The organism is Variovorax paradoxus (assembly GCA_016806145.1).
Classification (GTDB): domain Bacteria; phylum Pseudomonadota; class Gammaproteobacteria; order Burkholderiales; family Burkholderiaceae_C; genus Variovorax.
The window spans coordinates 4,969,610-4,984,173 of record CP063166.1 but is presented as its reverse complement, the minus strand read 5'-3'; the positions used below and the strand labels follow the sequence as shown (position 1 = coordinate 4,984,173).

Annotated in this window: 16 protein-coding genes and 3 tRNA genes; 15 read left to right on the top strand and 4 right to left on the bottom strand. The window is 67.9% G+C overall.

From position 1 onward, the window contains the following. Positions 1 to 125: 125 nt before the first annotated feature. Positions 126 to 773 (bottom strand): hypothetical protein, encoded by a 648-nt coding sequence (locus tag INQ48_23160; protein QRF56238.1) that lies wholly within the window; start codon positions 771 to 773, stop codon positions 126 to 128. 131 nt (positions 774 to 904) lie between these two features. Beyond that, positions 905 to 1,276 (bottom strand): ArsC family reductase, encoded by a 372-nt coding sequence (locus INQ48_23155; GenBank protein QRF56237.1) that lies wholly within the window; start codon positions 1,274 to 1,276, stop codon positions 905 to 907. A 35-nt stretch (positions 1,277 to 1,311) separates the two neighbouring features. On the opposite strand from INQ48_23155, the gene folC reads away from it, so the two are divergent. The 9 genes from folC to INQ48_23110 all read left to right on the top strand — a co-directional run bounded on the left by folC (position 1,312) and on the right by INQ48_23110 (position 8,716). Continuing rightward, a complete protein-coding gene (gene folC / locus INQ48_23150; GenBank protein ID QRF60853.1) occupies positions 1,312 to 2,631 on the top strand; it encodes a bifunctional tetrahydrofolate synthase/dihydrofolate synthase in 1,320 nt (439 codons plus the stop codon). Positions 2,632 to 2,703: 72 nt separating this feature from the next. After that, positions 2,704 to 3,606 (top strand): SPOR domain-containing protein, encoded by a 903-nt coding sequence (locus tag INQ48_23145; GenBank protein ID QRF56236.1) that lies wholly within the window; start codon positions 2,704 to 2,706, stop codon positions 3,604 to 3,606. Between the two features lie 22 nt (positions 3,607 to 3,628). Further along, on the top strand, positions 3,629 to 4,114 hold the full coding sequence (locus INQ48_23140) for a CvpA family protein (GenBank protein ID QRF56235.1): 486 nt from the start codon (positions 3,629 to 3,631) through the stop codon (positions 4,112 to 4,114). Between the two features lie 12 nt (positions 4,115 to 4,126). Beyond that, the gene (gene purF, locus INQ48_23135; protein QRF56234.1) at positions 4,127 to 5,626 is read left to right on the top strand and encodes an amidophosphoribosyltransferase; all 1,500 of its coding nucleotides are present in this window, start codon (positions 4,127 to 4,129) and stop codon (positions 5,624 to 5,626) included. A 44-nt stretch (positions 5,627 to 5,670) separates the two neighbouring features. After that, positions 5,671 to 6,888 carry an O-succinylhomoserine sulfhydrylase gene (locus INQ48_23130; protein QRF56233.1) on the top strand — a complete coding sequence of 406 codons (1,218 nt, stop codon included), beginning with the start codon at positions 5,671 to 5,673 and terminating at the stop codon, positions 6,886 to 6,888. Positions 6,889 to 6,899: 11 nt separating this feature from the next. Further along, on the top strand, positions 6,900 to 8,291 hold the full coding sequence (locus tag INQ48_23125; protein QRF56232.1) for a glutamate--tRNA ligase: 1,392 nt from the start codon (positions 6,900 to 6,902) through the stop codon (positions 8,289 to 8,291). Positions 8,292 to 8,363: 72 nt separating this feature from the next. Continuing rightward, positions 8,364 to 8,439 (top strand) — tRNA-Ala (locus tag INQ48_23120). 55 nt (positions 8,440 to 8,494) lie between these two features. Further along, a tRNA-Glu gene (locus INQ48_23115) sits at positions 8,495 to 8,570 on the top strand. A 69-nt stretch (positions 8,571 to 8,639) separates the two neighbouring features. After that, positions 8,640 to 8,716, top strand: a tRNA-Asp gene (locus INQ48_23110). Between the two features lie 333 nt (positions 8,717 to 9,049). Here the strand turns inward: INQ48_23110 and INQ48_23105 are convergent. Next, positions 9,050 to 9,946, bottom strand: a complete 897-nt coding sequence (locus INQ48_23105) for an AraC family transcriptional regulator (GenBank protein ID QRF56231.1) — start codon at positions 9,944 to 9,946, stop codon at positions 9,050 to 9,052. Between the two features lie 99 nt (positions 9,947 to 10,045). On the opposite strand from INQ48_23105, the gene INQ48_23100 reads away from it, so the two are divergent. Next, positions 10,046 to 10,807 (top strand): SDR family oxidoreductase, encoded by a 762-nt coding sequence (locus tag INQ48_23100; GenBank protein QRF56230.1) that lies wholly within the window; start codon positions 10,046 to 10,048, stop codon positions 10,805 to 10,807. Positions 10,808 to 10,923: 116 nt separating this feature from the next. Continuing rightward, positions 10,924 to 11,508 carry a twin-arginine translocation pathway signal gene (locus tag INQ48_23095; protein ID QRF56229.1) on the top strand — a complete coding sequence of 195 codons (585 nt, stop codon included), beginning with the start codon at positions 10,924 to 10,926 and terminating at the stop codon, positions 11,506 to 11,508. A gap of 22 nt (positions 11,509 to 11,530) precedes the next feature. Here the strand turns inward: INQ48_23095 and INQ48_23090 are convergent, their stop codons facing one another. After that, entirely contained in the window at positions 11,531 to 12,367 is an 837-nt protein-coding gene (locus tag INQ48_23090; protein QRF56228.1) for a plasmid replication/partition related protein, read from the bottom strand. 219 nt (positions 12,368 to 12,586) lie between these two features. Between INQ48_23090 and INQ48_23085 the strand changes: the two genes are divergently transcribed. From INQ48_23085 to INQ48_23070, 4 genes are all read left to right on the top strand, one after another. Further along, positions 12,587 to 13,111, top strand: coding sequence for a sigma-70 family RNA polymerase sigma factor (locus INQ48_23085; GenBank protein QRF56227.1), 525 nt, complete (start codon positions 12,587 to 12,589; stop codon positions 13,109 to 13,111). A gap of 34 nt (positions 13,112 to 13,145) precedes the next feature. Then, on the top strand, positions 13,146 to 13,379 hold the full coding sequence (locus INQ48_23080) for a DUF4880 domain-containing protein (protein QRF56226.1): 234 nt from the start codon (positions 13,146 to 13,148) through the stop codon (positions 13,377 to 13,379). 174 nt (positions 13,380 to 13,553) lie between these two features. Next, the gene (locus tag INQ48_23075) at positions 13,554 to 13,793 is read left to right on the top strand and encodes an MbtH family NRPS accessory protein (GenBank protein ID QRF56225.1); all 240 of its coding nucleotides are present in this window, start codon (positions 13,554 to 13,556) and stop codon (positions 13,791 to 13,793) included. Positions 13,794 to 13,797: 4 nt separating this feature from the next. Then, positions 13,798 to 14,541, top strand: a complete 744-nt coding sequence (locus tag INQ48_23070) for a thioesterase (GenBank protein QRF56224.1) — start codon at positions 13,798 to 13,800, stop codon at positions 14,539 to 14,541. Positions 14,542 to 14,564 lie beyond the last annotated feature (23 nt).

Genomic DNA, 14,564 nt, shown 5'->3' with positions numbered 1-14,564 from the left:
ATGGCGCCGGCGCCGGAGCGTTCGGCTGGTCGAGGACGGCACCGCGCAGGCGGCGCACCCCTCAGGGGTTGGAGAAGTCCTCGATTTTAGGGGCTTGGCCGGAGGCGCCTGGCCGGCCGGCCGCCTCAGCGGTGCCAGCCGTGGTAGCCGCCGCCGCGCCAGCCGCCGTAGCCGCCGCGGTAACCGCCGTAGCCCCGGTAGCCGCCGCCCCAGCCACGCGAGTAGCCGAGGTTCAGCGAGATGCCGACCGGCGGGTAGACGTAGGGCTGCGGATAGGCATAGGCCGGCTGCACGTAGACCGGCGCCGGATAGACCGCGGCCGGATAGGCGGGCTGGCCATAGACCGGGGCCGGCTGCGTGCCCGACACCACCACGCCCGGCTCGGGCACGACGTCGTCCCAGGGCGAGCCCGTGGCGTACTGCTGGCCTTGCTGCTGCTGCGGCGGTTGCTGCGCATAGCCGCGGTTTTCGGTTTCGACCGGGTAGGGCGTGAGCTGGTTCTGCGGCGTCACCGGCGCGGTGGTCACGCCATAGGCGTTGGCCTCGACGGGGATGGTGGCGCCGGGCTGGTAGTCGGTGCGCGTGGTGTAGCGGCGGCCGTTGTACTCGTAGGTGACGTTGTAGCTGGTGCCGGCGCCGTCGCGCACCGGCGTGGCCGAGAGCACGCGCGCCTGCACGGTCTGGCCCGACTGGGCATGCACCAGGCCCGCGCTGGCGGCGAGGACGCCGGCCAGCGAGAGGCCGAGGACGGTACGGATGGTCTGGGTATTCATGTTGGAGACTCCTGCGGATCGGGCGCTGTGCGCTGGGAGGAAGCCCGGCTGCGCCCGGTCCGGTTCGACGCCGGCCCGCCAGGCGGGTTCCGGCATTTACACGGCGTTCACAGCACGGTTTTCACAGTCGCTTACAGCGTCATGGCCCATTGTTCGGCGTCGAATCCCGCCGTGATGTCGGCCTGGCGCGCCTTTTGGCGCCAGTCCACCACCGGTCGCTTGATCAGGCTGGGGTTGGCGAGCAGCACGGCGCGCGCCGAGGCGGCGTCGACCACCGATTCGCGCGTGGCGTCGTCGAGCTTGCGCCAGGTGGTGCCGCGGCGGTTGACCAGCGTTTCCCAGCCCAGCGCGGCCAGCCAGCGGTCGAGCTCGGCCTCGGGCACGCCCTGTTTCTTGAAATCGTGGAAGGCGTAGGCCACGTCGTGGTCGGCTAGCCAGGCGCGGGCGCGCTTGACGGTGTCGCAGTTCGGAATGCCGTACAGAGTGGTCGAAGGGGTTGTCATGGCGCCGATGATGCGCGAGCGGCGGGTGGGCGACAATCCCGGCCTCCATGGAAACCCTGAACGACTGGCTCGAGCGCGCCGAGCGACTGCATCCCAAGAACATCGAGCTCGGACTCGAGCGCGCGAGAGAGATGGCCCAGCGCATGGCGCTGCGCTTCGACTGCCCCGTGATCACGGTGGCCGGCACCAACGGCAAGGGCTCGACCTGCGCCATGCTGGAGTCGATCCTGATACACGCCGGCTATCGCACGGCGGTCTTCACCTCGCCCCACCTGGTGCATTTCGAGGAGCGGCTGCGCCTTTCGGGCCAGTCGGTCGATGCTTCCAAAATGATAGCAAACTTCGAAGCCGTGGAAAAGGCCAGGGGCGACATGCCGCTGACCTATTTCGAGTTCACGACGCTCGGCATCCTGCGCTGCATGATCGAGGAGAAGCCCGACGTGGCGATCCTCGAGGTCGGCCTGGGCGGCCGGCTCGACGCGGTCAACATCATCGACGCCGACTGCTCGGTGATCACCAGCATCGACCTCGACCACATGGAATTCCTCGGCCCCGACCGCGAGAGCATCGGCTTCGAGAAGGCCGGCATCCTGCGCGCCGGCAAGCCGGCCATCGTGAGCGACCCGATGCCGCCGCAGAGCGTGGTCGACCATGCCGAGGCCATCGGCGCCGACCTCTGGCGCTTCGGGCGCGACTTCAACGTGTCGGGCGACAAGCAGCAATGGGGCTGGAGCGGCCGCGGCCGGCGCTACAGCGGGCTGGCCTATCCGGCGCTGCGCGGCGCCAACCAGCTGGTCAATGCGGCCGGCGTGCTGGCGGCGCTCGAATCGCTGCGCCAGCAGCTGCCGGTGACGGCGCAGGCGATCCGCAGCGGCCTCGCGATGGTCGAACTGCCGGGGCGCTTCCAGATCGTGCCGGGCCAGCCGGTGCTGGTGCTCGACGTGGCGCACAACGCGCATGCCGTGGCCGCGCTGACCGAGAACCTCGACGCGATGGGCTTCTATCCGACCACCCATGCCGTGTTCGGCGTGATGGCGGACAAAGACCTGGCGCCGATCCTCGCGCGCATCGGCCCGCTGATCGACCGCTGGTACTTCACCGACCTGCCGACCGCGCGCGCCGCCAAGGCGGCCGACCTGCTGGCCGCATGGCAGGCCCAGAACACGCGCAAGGACGCCACCGGCGAGGTCTTCGCCGGCCCCATGCAGGCGCTCCAGGCAGCCATCGAGCGCGCGGACCCCGCTGATAGAATCGTGGTCTTCGGATCGTTCTTCACCGTGGGCGGCGTGCTCGAGCATGGCACCCCCCGGCTGCAAGCCAAACACCTGTCCTCAACCTTGTCGCCCGGCGGCTGATTCGCAGGTCGATCGCGCCGGATTCCGCAGCTTCCCGCATCACTCGCAGCACTCCTTCAGGGACCGAACTTCATGGCGTTTTTCAAGTTCCGCGCGCGCGGCCCACAAGGCAACGAAGGACGCAGCGCACCGGCTGCGGTACCGGCGGAAAGTGTCGAATCCATGCGCCGTCGCGCCCGCCACCGCCTGCTGGGCGCCGCGGTGCTGGTGCTGCTGGGCGTGATCGGTTTCCCGCTGCTGTTCGACACCCAGCCGCGCCCGGTGTCGGTCGACATCCCGATCGAGATTCCCGACCGCAACAAGGTCAAGCCGCTGCCGGTGCCCCAGGCGCCCGCGCCGGCCGCCACCAGCGGCAGCGACAACGGCGACACCCGCGTGGCCGCCGCGACGCCGTCGCGTCCGCCGGCCGCATCGAGCGGCGGCATCATCACCGAGACCGCCGACGGCACCGAGATCGATGCCTCGGGCAAGCCGGTCAACAGCGCGCAGGCGCCTGCTCCCGCGCCGGCCAGGCCGGCCGAACCCAAGCCCGAGCCGAAACCGGAGCCCAAGCCGGAACACAAGCCCGAACCCAAACCCGAGCCCAAGCCGAAGCCCGAACCCAAGCCCGAGGCCAAGCCGGAACCGAAGCCCGCGCCCAAGCCCGCCGCGGTCGACGATGGCGCGCGTGCCCGCGCGCTGCTCGAAGGCAAGCCCATCGCCGCCGCGCCGGCCACGCCCAAGCCCGCCGCCGCGTCCGACGACAACGGCCGCTTCGTGGTGCAGGTCGGTGCCTTCGCCGATGCCGACAAGGCCCGCGAGGTGCGGCAGAAGCTCGAGAAGGCCGGCCTCAAGACCTATGTGAACGTGGCGAAGACGGCCGACGGCGAACGCACGCGTGTGCGTGTCGGTCCCTTCGGCTCGCGTGCCGAGGCCGACAAGGCCGCCGAGCGGGTGAAGGCCTTGTCTTTGTCGGCCGCGATCCTCACCTTGTAATTCGCCACCGCCTGAAGCCGCCGTGGCCTTGCTCGACTGGATCGCCGTCGCGCTCATCGTGGTGTCGATGCTGTTCGGCCTCGTGCGCGGGCTGGTGTTCGAAGTGATCTCGCTGGTCGGCTGGGTGGTGGCTTTCGTGGTGGCGCAGTGGTTCGCGTCCGATGTGGCGGCCTGGTTGCCGGGCGGCGATCCGCAGGCGTCCTGGCGCTATCCGCTGGCCTTCGTGCTGCTGTTCGTGGCGGTCGCGTTCGGCGTGGGCCTGGTGGCCTCGCTCACGCGCAAGCTGATCGCCGCCGTGGGATTGCGTCCGGTCGACCGGATCCTGGGCGGTGCCTTCGGCGCGGCCCGGGGCGCGGTGGCGCTGCTGGTGTTGGCAGTGGTTGTTCATTTGCTGGCGTTGAGCGACAGTGCCTGGTGGCACGAATCGCGCAGCGCCGTTGTTCTCGACGCGGCATTGCAGAGCCTGAAGCCTGCATTGCCCGAAAAATTGGCAAGCTACCTGCCCTGAGAGGATCGCTTCATGTGTGGAATCGTCGGCGTTGTCAGCAACGCACCCGTCAACCAGCTGCTCTATGACGCGCTGCTGCTGCTGCAGCACCGCGGCCAGGATGCCGCCGGCATCGTCACGCTGCAGGAACGCAAGTTCTTCATGCACAAGGCCAAGGGCATGGTGCGCGACGTGTTCCGCACCCGCAACATGCGCGCGCTGCCCGGCAGCGTGGGCCTGGGCCAGGTGCGCTACCCGACCGCGGGCAATGCCTACAGCGAGGAAGAGGCGCAGCCCTTCTACGTCAACGCGCCCTTCGGCATCGTGCTGGTGCACAACGGCAACCTGACCAACGCCCACGCGCTGCGCGCCGAGCTGTTCTCGACCGACCACCGCCACACCAACACCGAGAGCGACTCCGAGGTGCTGCTCAACGTGCTCGCCAACGAGCTCGAGCACGCATCGCACGGCGTGCCGCTGAACCCGGCCGAGGTCTTCGCCGCGGTGCGCAGCATGCACAAGCGCCTGCGCGGCTCGTACGCCGTGGTGTCGCTGATCGCGGGTCACGGCCTGCTGGCCTTCCGCGATCCCTACGGCATCCGCCCGCTGTGCATCGGCCGCAGTGCCGACGGCACCGTGATGGTGGCCAGCGAATCGGTGGCGCTCGAGGGCTCGGGCCACACCTTCGAACGCAACGTGCTGCCCGGCGAGGCGGTGTTCGTCGACATGCAGGGCCAGCTCCATTCGATGCAGTGCGCCGATGCGCCCACGCTCAATCCCTGCATCTTCGAGTTCGTGTACCTGGCGCGTCCCGACTCGGTGCTCGACGGCATCTCGGTCTACCAGGCGCGCCTGAACCTCGGCGAGACGCTGGCCAAGCGCGTGGTCTCGACCGTGCCGCCGAACCAGATCGACGTGATCATCCCGATCCCCGAATCGAGCCGCCCGAGCGCCACGCAGCTCGCGCACCTGCTGGGCGTTCCGTACCGCGAGGGCTTCGTCAAGAACCGCTACGTGGGCCGCACCTTCATCATGCCGGGCCAGGGCGTGCGCAAGAAGTCGGTGCGCCAGAAGCTCAACGTGATCGCGAGCGAGTTCAAGGGCCGCAACGTGCTGCTGGTCGACGACTCGATCGTGCGCGGCACCACCAGCCGCGAGATCGTGCAGATGGCGCGCGACGCCGGCGCGCGCAAGGTCTACCTCGCGAGCGCCGCGCCGCCGGTGCGCTATCCCAACGTCTACGGCATCGACATGCCGACCAAGGACGAGCTGGTGGCGCACGACCGCACCGTGGAAGAGATCCGCGAGCTGATCGGCTGCGACGCGCTGATCTATCAGGACGTCGACGCGATGAAGCGCGCCATCGGCTCGCTCAACGGCAAGCTCGACGGCTTCGATGCCTCGTGCTTCGACGGCGTCTATGTCACCGGCGACATCGACACCGAAGCCATCTCGCGCATGAACGGCAACCGCCCGCGCATCGAGGAGACCGAAGAGGACTCCTCGCGCCTCGCGCTGCCCAACCTGAGCTGATCTCCTTCCGACATTCCTCGTTGGCCTCGCGCCCGAAAGTTTCCGTGACCGATCGACCCCTGCCTCCCGGCCTGCACCGCGACACGCTGGCCCTGCGCACCGCGCTCGAACGCAGCGTGCATGGCGAGCACTCCGAAGCGCTCTACCTCACCAGCGGCTTCGTGCAGCCCGACGCCGAGACCTCGGCCCGCCGCTTCGCCGGCACCGAGGAAGGCTTCACCTACGCGCGCACCTCGAACCCCACCGTCAGCAGCTTCGAGCGCCGGCTCGCCGCGATGGAAGGCACCGAGGCCGCGATCGCCGCCTCCAGCGGCATGGGTGCGATCCTCATGATGTGCATGGGCCTGCTCAAGGCCGGCGACCACGTCGTGTGCTCGCGTTCGATGTTCGGCTCGACCATCAACCTGATCGGGCGCGAGTTCGGCAAGTTCGGTGTCGAGACCACCTTCGTTTCGCAGACCGACGTGGCGGAGTGGCGCGCCGCGGTGCGGCCCACCACCAGGCTGCTGTTCGCCGAGACGCCGACCAATCCGCTGACCGAGGTCTGCGACATCCGCGCGCTGGCCGACGTGGCGCACGAGGCGGGCGCGCTGCTCGCGGTCGACAACTGCTTCTGCTCGCCCGCGCTGCAGCGGCCCGCCGAGCTCGGCGCCGACCTGATCATCCATTCGGGCACCAAGCATCTCGACGGCCAGGGCCGCGTGATGGCGGGCGCGATCTGTGGTCCCTCGAAGCTGATCGTCGACGTGTTCGGCCCGGTGGTGCGCACCGCGGGCATGGTGCTGTCGCCGTTCAACGCCTGGGTCGTGCTCAAGGGGCTCGAGACGCTCAACGTGCGCATGCAGGCGCACTGCGCGAACGCGCTGGCCGTCGCGCAATGGCTCGAGGCCCAGCCGGGCATCGAGCGCGTGTACTACCCGGGGCTCGCCTCGCATCCGCAGCATGAACTGGCGATGCGCCAGCAGGCGGGGCAGGGCGGGGCGGTCGTGTCCTTCATCGTGAAGGGCGGCGATCCCGAGACCGCGCGCGCCAACGCCTTCCACGTCATCAACAGCACCGAGGTCGTGAGCATCGCCACCAACCTCGGCGACGTGAAGACCATCATCTCGCACCCGGCCACCACTTCGCACGGACGCCTGTCCGAGGACCAGCGCCAGGCGGCCGGCATCGGCCAGGGCCTGATCCGCCTCGCGGTCGGCCTCGAGCACGTCGACGACATCAAGGCCGACCTGTCGCGCGGCCTTTCCACCCTGAATTTCTGAATCCCGCCTCCATGACCGGCAAAGTCCGCACCCGCATCGCTCCGTCTCCCACCGGCTTCCTGCACCTGGGCACCGCGCGCACCGCGCTCTATTCGTGGGCCTATGCGCGCCACCATGGCGGCGAGTTCGTGCTGCGCATCGAGGACACCGACGTCGCGCGCTCCACGCAGGATTCGACCGACCAGATCCTCGCGTCGATGCACTGGCTCGGCCTCGACTACGACGAGGGCCCGATCTACCAGATGCAGCGCCTCGAGCGCTACCGCGCCGTGATCGCGCAGATGCTCGAAGCCGGCACGGCCTACCACTGCTACGCCACGCCCGCCGAGCTCGACGAGATGCGTGAGGCGCAGAAGGCGCGCGGCGAGAAGACCCTGTACGACCGCCGCTGGCGCCCCGAGCCCGGCAAGGTGCTGCCGCCCGTGCCCGAGGGCGTGCCGCCGGTGGTGCGCTTCTGCAATCCACCCGAAGGCGACGTGACTTGGAACGACCTCGTCAAGGGCGAGATCACCATCAACAATCGCGAGATCGACGACCTGATCATCCTGCGGCCCGACGGTGTGCCCACCTACAACTTCGCCGTGGTGGTCGACGACTGGGACATGAACATCACGCACGTGTTCCGCGGCGACGAGCACATCAACAACACGCCGTGGCAGATCAACATCTTCCACGCGCTCGGCGCGCCGCTGCCGCAGTTCGGCCATGTGCCCGTGATCCTCGGCGACGACGGCCAGAAGCTCTCGAAGCGCCGCGGCGCCGTGAGCGTGACCGCCTACGAAGACAACGGCTATCTGCCCGAGGCGATGCTCAACTACCTCGCGCGCCTCGGCTGGAGCCACGGCGACGACGAGCTGTTCACGCGCGAGCAGATGGTGAGCTGGTTCGACGGCTCGCACCTGTCGAAGAGCCCGGCGCAATGGGACGCGGCCAAGCTCGCGTGGGTCAACGCGCAGTACATCAAGGCCAAGCCCGATGACGCGCTCGCGCCGCTGGTGGCCGCACAACTGAAGAAGCGTGGCATCGAGGCCGACGATCGGCTCGTCGCGATCTGCGCGCTGTTCAAGGACCGCTGCGAGACCACGGTCGCGCTGGCCGATTGGGCCGCGGCCTTCTATGCCGACGTCCACGCGAGCGACGCGGATCGTGCGCAGCACATCACTGATGCGGTGAAGCCGGCGGTGGCCACGCTTGCGGATAAACTCTCCACCCTTCCGACGTGGGACAAGGCGACGATCGCCGCGGCCATCAAGGAAACCCTGGCTGCGCATTCGCTCAAGATGCCTGCTCTGGCGATGCCGGTGCGTGTTCTCGTGATGGGAACCCCACAGACGCCATCGCTCGATGCGGTCCTCGCGATTTTTTCTAAAGAAAAAATCATCGAGCGTTTGAAAGTGGCCTAAAAATCGGTCTATAATTTGAGGCTCGACACCGACACAAGGTGATTCTGAAAAGAAGCACTGGAATGTCAAAGAGGGGGTATAGCTCAGCTGGGAGAGCGCTTGCATGGCATGCAAGAGGTCATCGGTTCGATCCCGTTTACCTCCACCATCAAAAGTGTCGAGAAGAGAAGAAGTGCTGATCGCAGCACGGTTCCTAAGGTTTTGACCCTATCGTCTAGAGGCCTAGGACACCACCCTTTCACGGTGGCTACCGGGGTTCGAATCCCCGTAGGGTCGCCAGTTTCATGCAAGTGAAGCAGGCACGAGTCGTCAACACTCGACTCCGCAAGGAGTGAACGTTGTCTACCAGGAGTGGTAGTTCAGTTGGTTAGAATACCGGCCTGTCACGCCGGGGGTCGCGGGTTCGAGTCCCGTCCACTCCGCCACATAAAGCAACGGGCTACGCGAGCGATCGCGTAGCCCGTTTGTCATTTCCACCTTCGATTTCTTGCTTGCTCGGACTTCGTGCAACGCGGTCATCGCGCAAGACCCCCAAACGAACAAAGCCCGCACGAGGCGGGCTTTGGAAATATGGTCGTGAACTCTTACGCGGTCCACGCTACGGCAAAGATTCCCTTGCGGAAGTCATTGTTGTTTTTCTCGTCGTAGTGACTTCGACGCGCTGGTGTGAGATTCAGCTTGCCTGGCCAGGCAACGCCCGGATGGCCCGAGCGAGACCGGATTGTAGCAGGCACGCGCATACGACCCCGCGCAAGGGATCACGCACGGCGTGCGAAGCGTCCCGGCGGCAGTCCCACATGCCGACTGAACGCTGTGCTGAAGGTGCTCGCCGAGCTGTAGCCCACGCGTTCGGCGACCTCGGCGATCGCGAGCTCGCGATCGCCGAGCAGGTTCTTCGCGAGCGCCATGCGCCAGGCCAGCAGATATTCCATCGGTGGCAGTCCGACGGCGCGCGTGAAGCGATCGAAGAAGGCCGAGCGCGACAGCGCGGCCTTCTGCGCGAGTTGCGTCACGGTCCATGGCCGCGCGGGATCGGCGTGCAACTGGCGCATCGCGAGCGCGAGCCTCGCATCGGCCAGTCCGCGCAGCAGGCCGGGTGGCGCGTCCTCGCCGGAGGATGAACGCAGGGCCTCGACGAGCAGCACTTCCACCAGGCGCGTGAGCACGAACTCGCGCCCGGAGCGCTCCTCGCTCGACTCCTCGCCGACCAGCCGCACCAGCACCGAGAGCCGGTCGACGCCGCGCACGTGCACCAGCGTCGGCAGCAGCGAGACCAGCAAGGCCGCATCGGGCGAATCGAAGACGAAATAGCCGCCGAGCAGGCGCACGTCGGGCGGGCCGTCGCGCATGCCGTGGCGCACCTCGCCTTCGGGGGCGGGCGCGAGCTTGGGATCGATGTGAACGGGAGCGGCCGCCTCGAAGCTCGACAGCGTGAAGCTCGGCGTTGCCGGCATGAGCACGAAGTCGCCCGCTTCGAGGGCGATGGCTTCCTGTCCCTCGACCGCGAGGCGGCAACTGCCATCGATCACCGCGCAGAAGCTGGGCTGGCCGAAATCCGAATAGCGGACCGCCCAGCGGCCGGCGCCGCTGATGCCTTTGGAGAACACGGCGCGCGGATTGAGCAGCGCGATGACCTCCGAAAGTGGATCGCTCATGGCTGGACGTTTGCAAATGAATCGTGGACTTTTCATTGTAGATAGTCCGGTTATCCATGGATATCGTTCGCTTCCATGTCGACCCCTCAGCAAACCTCCATGAAAACCGTCCTCATCACCGGCTGCTCGTCCGGCTACGGCCTCGAGACCGCGCGCCATTTCCTCGCGCAAGGCTGGCGCGTGATCGCCACCATGCGCACGCCGCGCGAAGACCTGTTGCCGCGCGACGAGCGACTGCGCATCGTGGCCCTCGACGTCACCGATCCGCGAAGCATCACCGCCGCGCTCGAGGCGAGCGGACCCATCGACGTGCTCGTCAACAACGCGGGCATCGGGCTGCTCGGTGCCTTCGAGGCGACGCCCATGGCCACCACGCGCGAAGTCTTCGAGACCAACACCTTCGGCGTGATGGCGATGACGCAGGCGGTGCTGCCGCAGTTCCGCGCGCGCCGTGCCGGCGTGGTGGTGAACGTGACCTCGAGCGCCACGCTGGCGCCGATGCCGCTGGTCGCGGTCTACACGGCCAGCAAGACGGCGATCGAAGGATTCACGGACTCGCTGGCGCACGAGCTCGCGGCCTTCGACGTGCGCGTGAAGCTGGTGCAGCCCGGCTATGCACCGAGCACGAACTTCACGAGCAACGGCCAGTCGCGCATGGCAGGCCTGATCCCGCCGGCCTACGAGGCTTATGCGCAGCAGGTCTTCGAGTCCTTCGCAGGCATCTCGGAGGTGACCACGGCATCGGACGTGGCCGAGACCGTGTGGCGCGCCGTGCACGACGAGTCGGGGCAACTGCGCTTCCCCGCGGGCGCCGACGCGGTGGCGCTGGCCCGCGCGAAGGCGCCTTCTGCATCGGCTTGAGTTGGCGTAGGCGGGCTTCCACAGCGCGCGATAGGGTGAAGTGCGCGCCGTAGCATGACCACGCCCGCATCGTCGCGGGCGCGGTTTGCGTCATGTTTTCAGCAAAGGAGTTCGCCATGCCCATCTCTTCGCTTCGTACGGTGGCCGTCGCCTGTGCAGTGGCCGCGAGCAGCCTCGCCTTCGTCGGTTGCACGACCACGCGTCCCGACAACCAGGCCAGCAGTGCGTCTTCGCGTGCATCGATCGACGCGCAGGTCGATGCTTCGCTGTCCAAGCTCTACGACTCGGTGCGCGGCTCGCGCGAACTCGTCGCCAAGTCGAGCGGCGTGCTGGTGTTCCCGGCGGTGGTCGGCGCGAGCATGGGCGTGGGCGCCGAATACGGCCGCGGCGCGTTGCGCGTGAACGGCCGCACGCAGTCCTACTACAGCACCACCTCGGGATCGATCGGCTTCCAGGCGGGCGCGCAGTCGAAGGCGGTGATCTACCTGTTCACCACGCAGGCCGCGCTCGACAAGTTCCGCGGCAGCAAGGGATGGACGGCCGGTGCCGATGCCACCGTGGCCGTCGCAACGATCGGTGCCAACGGCAGCATCGACACCAACACGATCCGCCAGCCCGTGGTGGGCTTCGTGCTGACGAACGTGGGGCTCGAGGCCGGCGTTTCGGTGCAGGGCGCGAAGGTGACCGAGATCGCGCTCTGATGCGGTGCCGGCCGCCGCGCGCTCAGGCGGCGGCCAGTTGCAACTGCAGCGTGGCGATCTGCTCGCGCAGCGCCTTGTTCTCGGTTTCGAGCGCCGCCACGCGCTGCTTCAACGCCTGAACCTGCTCGGAATCGGGGGCCTCGAAAGGCGATTCACTGTCGGACGAGGCTTCGGCTTCGTCCTCGCGCGGCTTGCGCTTCGCTTCGCGCGCACGCTTGGCCGCGAGCTTCAGTTCGTCCTTGCCAGCATTCGCGGCGGCCACCTGCTCCTCGGCGGGCAGGCTCGCCACGGCAGCGGCCGCGTTGATCGAGATGGTGCCCGACTTCACCGCGGCCACCACTTCGGGCGCGGCCTGCTTCTGGATCTTCTCGATCATCTGCACCTGGGTGCTGCTGATGCGCGCGGCCTTGGCGATGGCCTCGCGGCTGTTGAGCGGCGCGGGCGGCGGCACGCTTGCATCGTCGCTGCTCGCGGCTGAGCTCGCGGGCGCATCGGCATCCGCGGTGGCGGACGACGCGTTCGCGGTGCGCGCGCGGCGCTCCGTCACGATGTCCTTCTTGCGCAGCGCGAGCACGCCGCGCACGAAGTCCGAGATGCTGCGCCGGCCCAGGTGCTGGTCGATCATCCACAGGTGCACGTCCTCGATCGACTGGAAGCGCGTGTTCTGCACGGTCTGGAACGGCAGGCCATGCTTCTGGCAGATCGCATAGCGGTTGTGGCCGTCGACGAGAACGTCGCCCCACAGCACCAGCGCATCGCGGCAGCCTTCGGTGAGGATGCTGCGCTCGAGGGCTTCGTGCTCCTCGGGCGTGAGGGGGTCGATATAGGCTTTGAGTTCTTCGTTGACGACGATGTTCATGGATGCGCGATCGGACTGAGGGGCGGAATTCTAGAGGTCCGGCCGGCTCGTCCTCGATGGCGCCGGCCTGTCTCGGTTTTCGCCGTTCAAACGTCTAAGGGGTAAGAAACAGGAAAGGATTGATCGCGCGGGCGGCCTTTCTTCATCTGAAAGTAGTAATAGTTCTCATTTGCATTCGGTTGAACTGAATACATCCGTACACCAGGAGTCTCCGTGGACATGTTGATGCACTCATCCGAACCCACGCTGGGGGAGGTTTTCATCGCCAACCGCGCCCAGCTCCAGCGCGTCGCGCAGAAGATCGTGCGCACCGCGGATCTTGCCGACGAAGTGTTGCAGGACGCCTATCTCAAGCTCGCCGACGGCGCCGCCGTGCGCGATGTGCGCAAGCCGCTGGGCTATTGCTGCCAGGTGGTGCGCAACGTGGCTTTCGACTATCACCGCCATCAGTCGGTCGAGGCCAGCTACCGCACGTACTGCGAGGACGTCGAACTCGTCAGTCCGCCGAGCAACGATGCGCCCGAACGCGTGCTCGACGGTCGCCAGGCGCTCGCGGTGATCGACCGCGTGCTCGGCGCGCTGCCGGCGCGCACCCGGCTGGCCTTCGAACTCAACCGCCTGAGCGGCATGACCCAGCGCGAGATCGCCGCGCGGCTCGGCTGTTCCGCCACGCTGGTCAACTTCATGATCAAGGACGCCGACGCCGCCCTCGAAAGCTGCCGCTACCTCGTGCAAGGCAACTGATCGCGCGCGGCCCATCGGCGATTACGATCGGCCGATGGCAAAGGACAAGGAGCGCGACCCGGTCTGGCAGGCTGCCTGGACCTGGGTGCGCCGCCAGCACGAGCGTGGCGGTCTCGACGAAGCCGCGCGCGACGAGTTCGCGCGCTGGCTGGCCGCGGACCCCGTGCACCGCAAGACCCACGACGAAGCGGCCCGCCTCTGGCTGCTCGTGGGCCTCGTTCCGCCCGCCAACGACGTCCCGTTGCCGGGCGACACCGCAGGCCACTGACCCTCGCACCCCGCGATTCGTGCCGCTCGCGTGGCGGCGCAGCCATGCCCCGATTGCGCCGATCGCCCATGCCTCGGCGACTAAACAGCCGCCCGCCCGCGCCGTCATGTATCGCAAGGACGGGCGCCTGGCGCCTGCCGTTCGTCGAACTCCACCATCCCAAGAGGACCGCACATGTCTACCAGCTGCTTCGACCGTGAGGACGAGACCTTCATCGTGCTCGTCAACCACGAAGAGCAATTCTCGATCTGGCCCCAATGGAAGGCCGTGCCCGGCGGCTGGAAGGCCGTCGAGGGCGTCCAGGGCGACAAGAAGACGGTGCTCGCGTACGTCGAGACGACCTGGACCGACATGCGTCCCAAGTCGCTGCGCGACTGGATGGCGCAACAGGAAGGCACCGCGGCCTCCGCCTGAACGCATGCCGGCGCCCCTCTCCCTGCTGTGCCTGCCGTGCGCGGGCGCCAGCGCCACCATGTACCTGCGCTGGCGGCGCCTGCTGCCGCGCTGGATCGAGGTCGTGCCGCTGGAATTGCCGGGCCGAGGCAGCCGCCTGGGCGAGGACTTCGTCGAGGACTTCGATGCACTGGTCTCGCTGCTGTGCAGCGAGCACGAGGCCGCGCTGCGCGGCAACTTCGCGCTCTTCGGCCACAGCATGGGCGCCTTGCTGGCGTGGGGCATCGCGCAGCGTCTTCGCGCGACGGGTCGCCCTTTGCCGCGGGCCCTGCTCGTCTCGGGCAGTGCCGCGCCTTCGCAGCGCGATCCCGATCGCTTCGTCGACATGGATGACGACGAGGCGCTGATCGCCGACATGCGCAAGCAGGGCGGAACGCCCGAGGCGCTGTTCGCCAGTCCCGAACTGCTGCGCATGACGCTCGACACGCTGGCGGCCGACTACCGCGTCTGCGAGGGCTTCGCGCATCGCGGCGCCGCGCCGCTGCCCGTTCCGCTGCATGTGTTCGCGGGCCGCGAGGACGACATCCAGCGCTGGCGCGTGGAGGCCTGGTCCGCGGAGACCCTCGACGCCGGCTTCTCGCTCGACTGGTTCGAGGGCGGCCACTTCTTCATCCGGCAGCACGAGGCCCAGGTGCTGGCCGCCCTGATGCGGCGCCTGCCTCAATCCATGGCGGCGGGGGAGGCCGATGTGCTGCCCGCCATCGCCTGAGCCGTCATCGCCGGGTCTCGTGG

What these genes read in the sequence shown, in the direction of transcription:
- INQ48_23080 (QRF56226.1), top strand. Translation starts at nt 13,146, where the DNA reads ATGGCAAAGGACAAGGAGCGCGACCCGGTCTGGCAGGCTGCCTGGACC.
- INQ48_23085 (QRF56227.1), top strand. Translation starts at nt 12,587, where the DNA reads ATGTTGATGCACTCATCCGAACCCACGCTGGGGGAGGTTTTCATCGCC.
- purF (QRF56234.1), top strand. Translation starts at nt 4,127, where the DNA reads ATGTGTGGAATCGTCGGCGTTGTCAGCAACGCACCCGTCAACCAGCTG.
- INQ48_23155 (QRF56237.1), bottom strand. Translation starts at nt 1,276, where the DNA reads ATGACAACCCCTTCGACCACTCTGTACGGCATTCCGAACTGCGACACC.
- INQ48_23095 (QRF56229.1), top strand. Translation starts at nt 10,924, where the DNA reads ATGCCCATCTCTTCGCTTCGTACGGTGGCCGTCGCCTGTGCAGTGGCC.
- INQ48_23100 (QRF56230.1), top strand. Translation starts at nt 10,046, where the DNA reads ATGAAAACCGTCCTCATCACCGGCTGCTCGTCCGGCTACGGCCTCGAG.
- INQ48_23125 (QRF56232.1), top strand. Translation starts at nt 6,900, where the DNA reads ATGACCGGCAAAGTCCGCACCCGCATCGCTCCGTCTCCCACCGGCTTC.
- INQ48_23105 (QRF56231.1), bottom strand. Translation starts at nt 9,946, where the DNA reads ATGAGCGATCCACTTTCGGAGGTCATCGCGCTGCTCAATCCGCGCGCC.
- INQ48_23090 (QRF56228.1), bottom strand. Translation starts at nt 12,367, where the DNA reads ATGAACATCGTCGTCAACGAAGAACTCAAAGCCTATATCGACCCCCTC.
- INQ48_23070 (QRF56224.1), top strand. Translation starts at nt 13,798, where the DNA reads ATGCCGGCGCCCCTCTCCCTGCTGTGCCTGCCGTGCGCGGGCGCCAGC.
- INQ48_23145 (QRF56236.1), top strand. Translation starts at nt 2,704, where the DNA reads ATGGCGTTTTTCAAGTTCCGCGCGCGCGGCCCACAAGGCAACGAAGGA.
- INQ48_23160 (QRF56238.1), bottom strand. Translation starts at nt 773, where the DNA reads ATGAATACCCAGACCATCCGTACCGTCCTCGGCCTCTCGCTGGCCGGC.
- INQ48_23075 (QRF56225.1), top strand. Translation starts at nt 13,554, where the DNA reads ATGTCTACCAGCTGCTTCGACCGTGAGGACGAGACCTTCATCGTGCTC.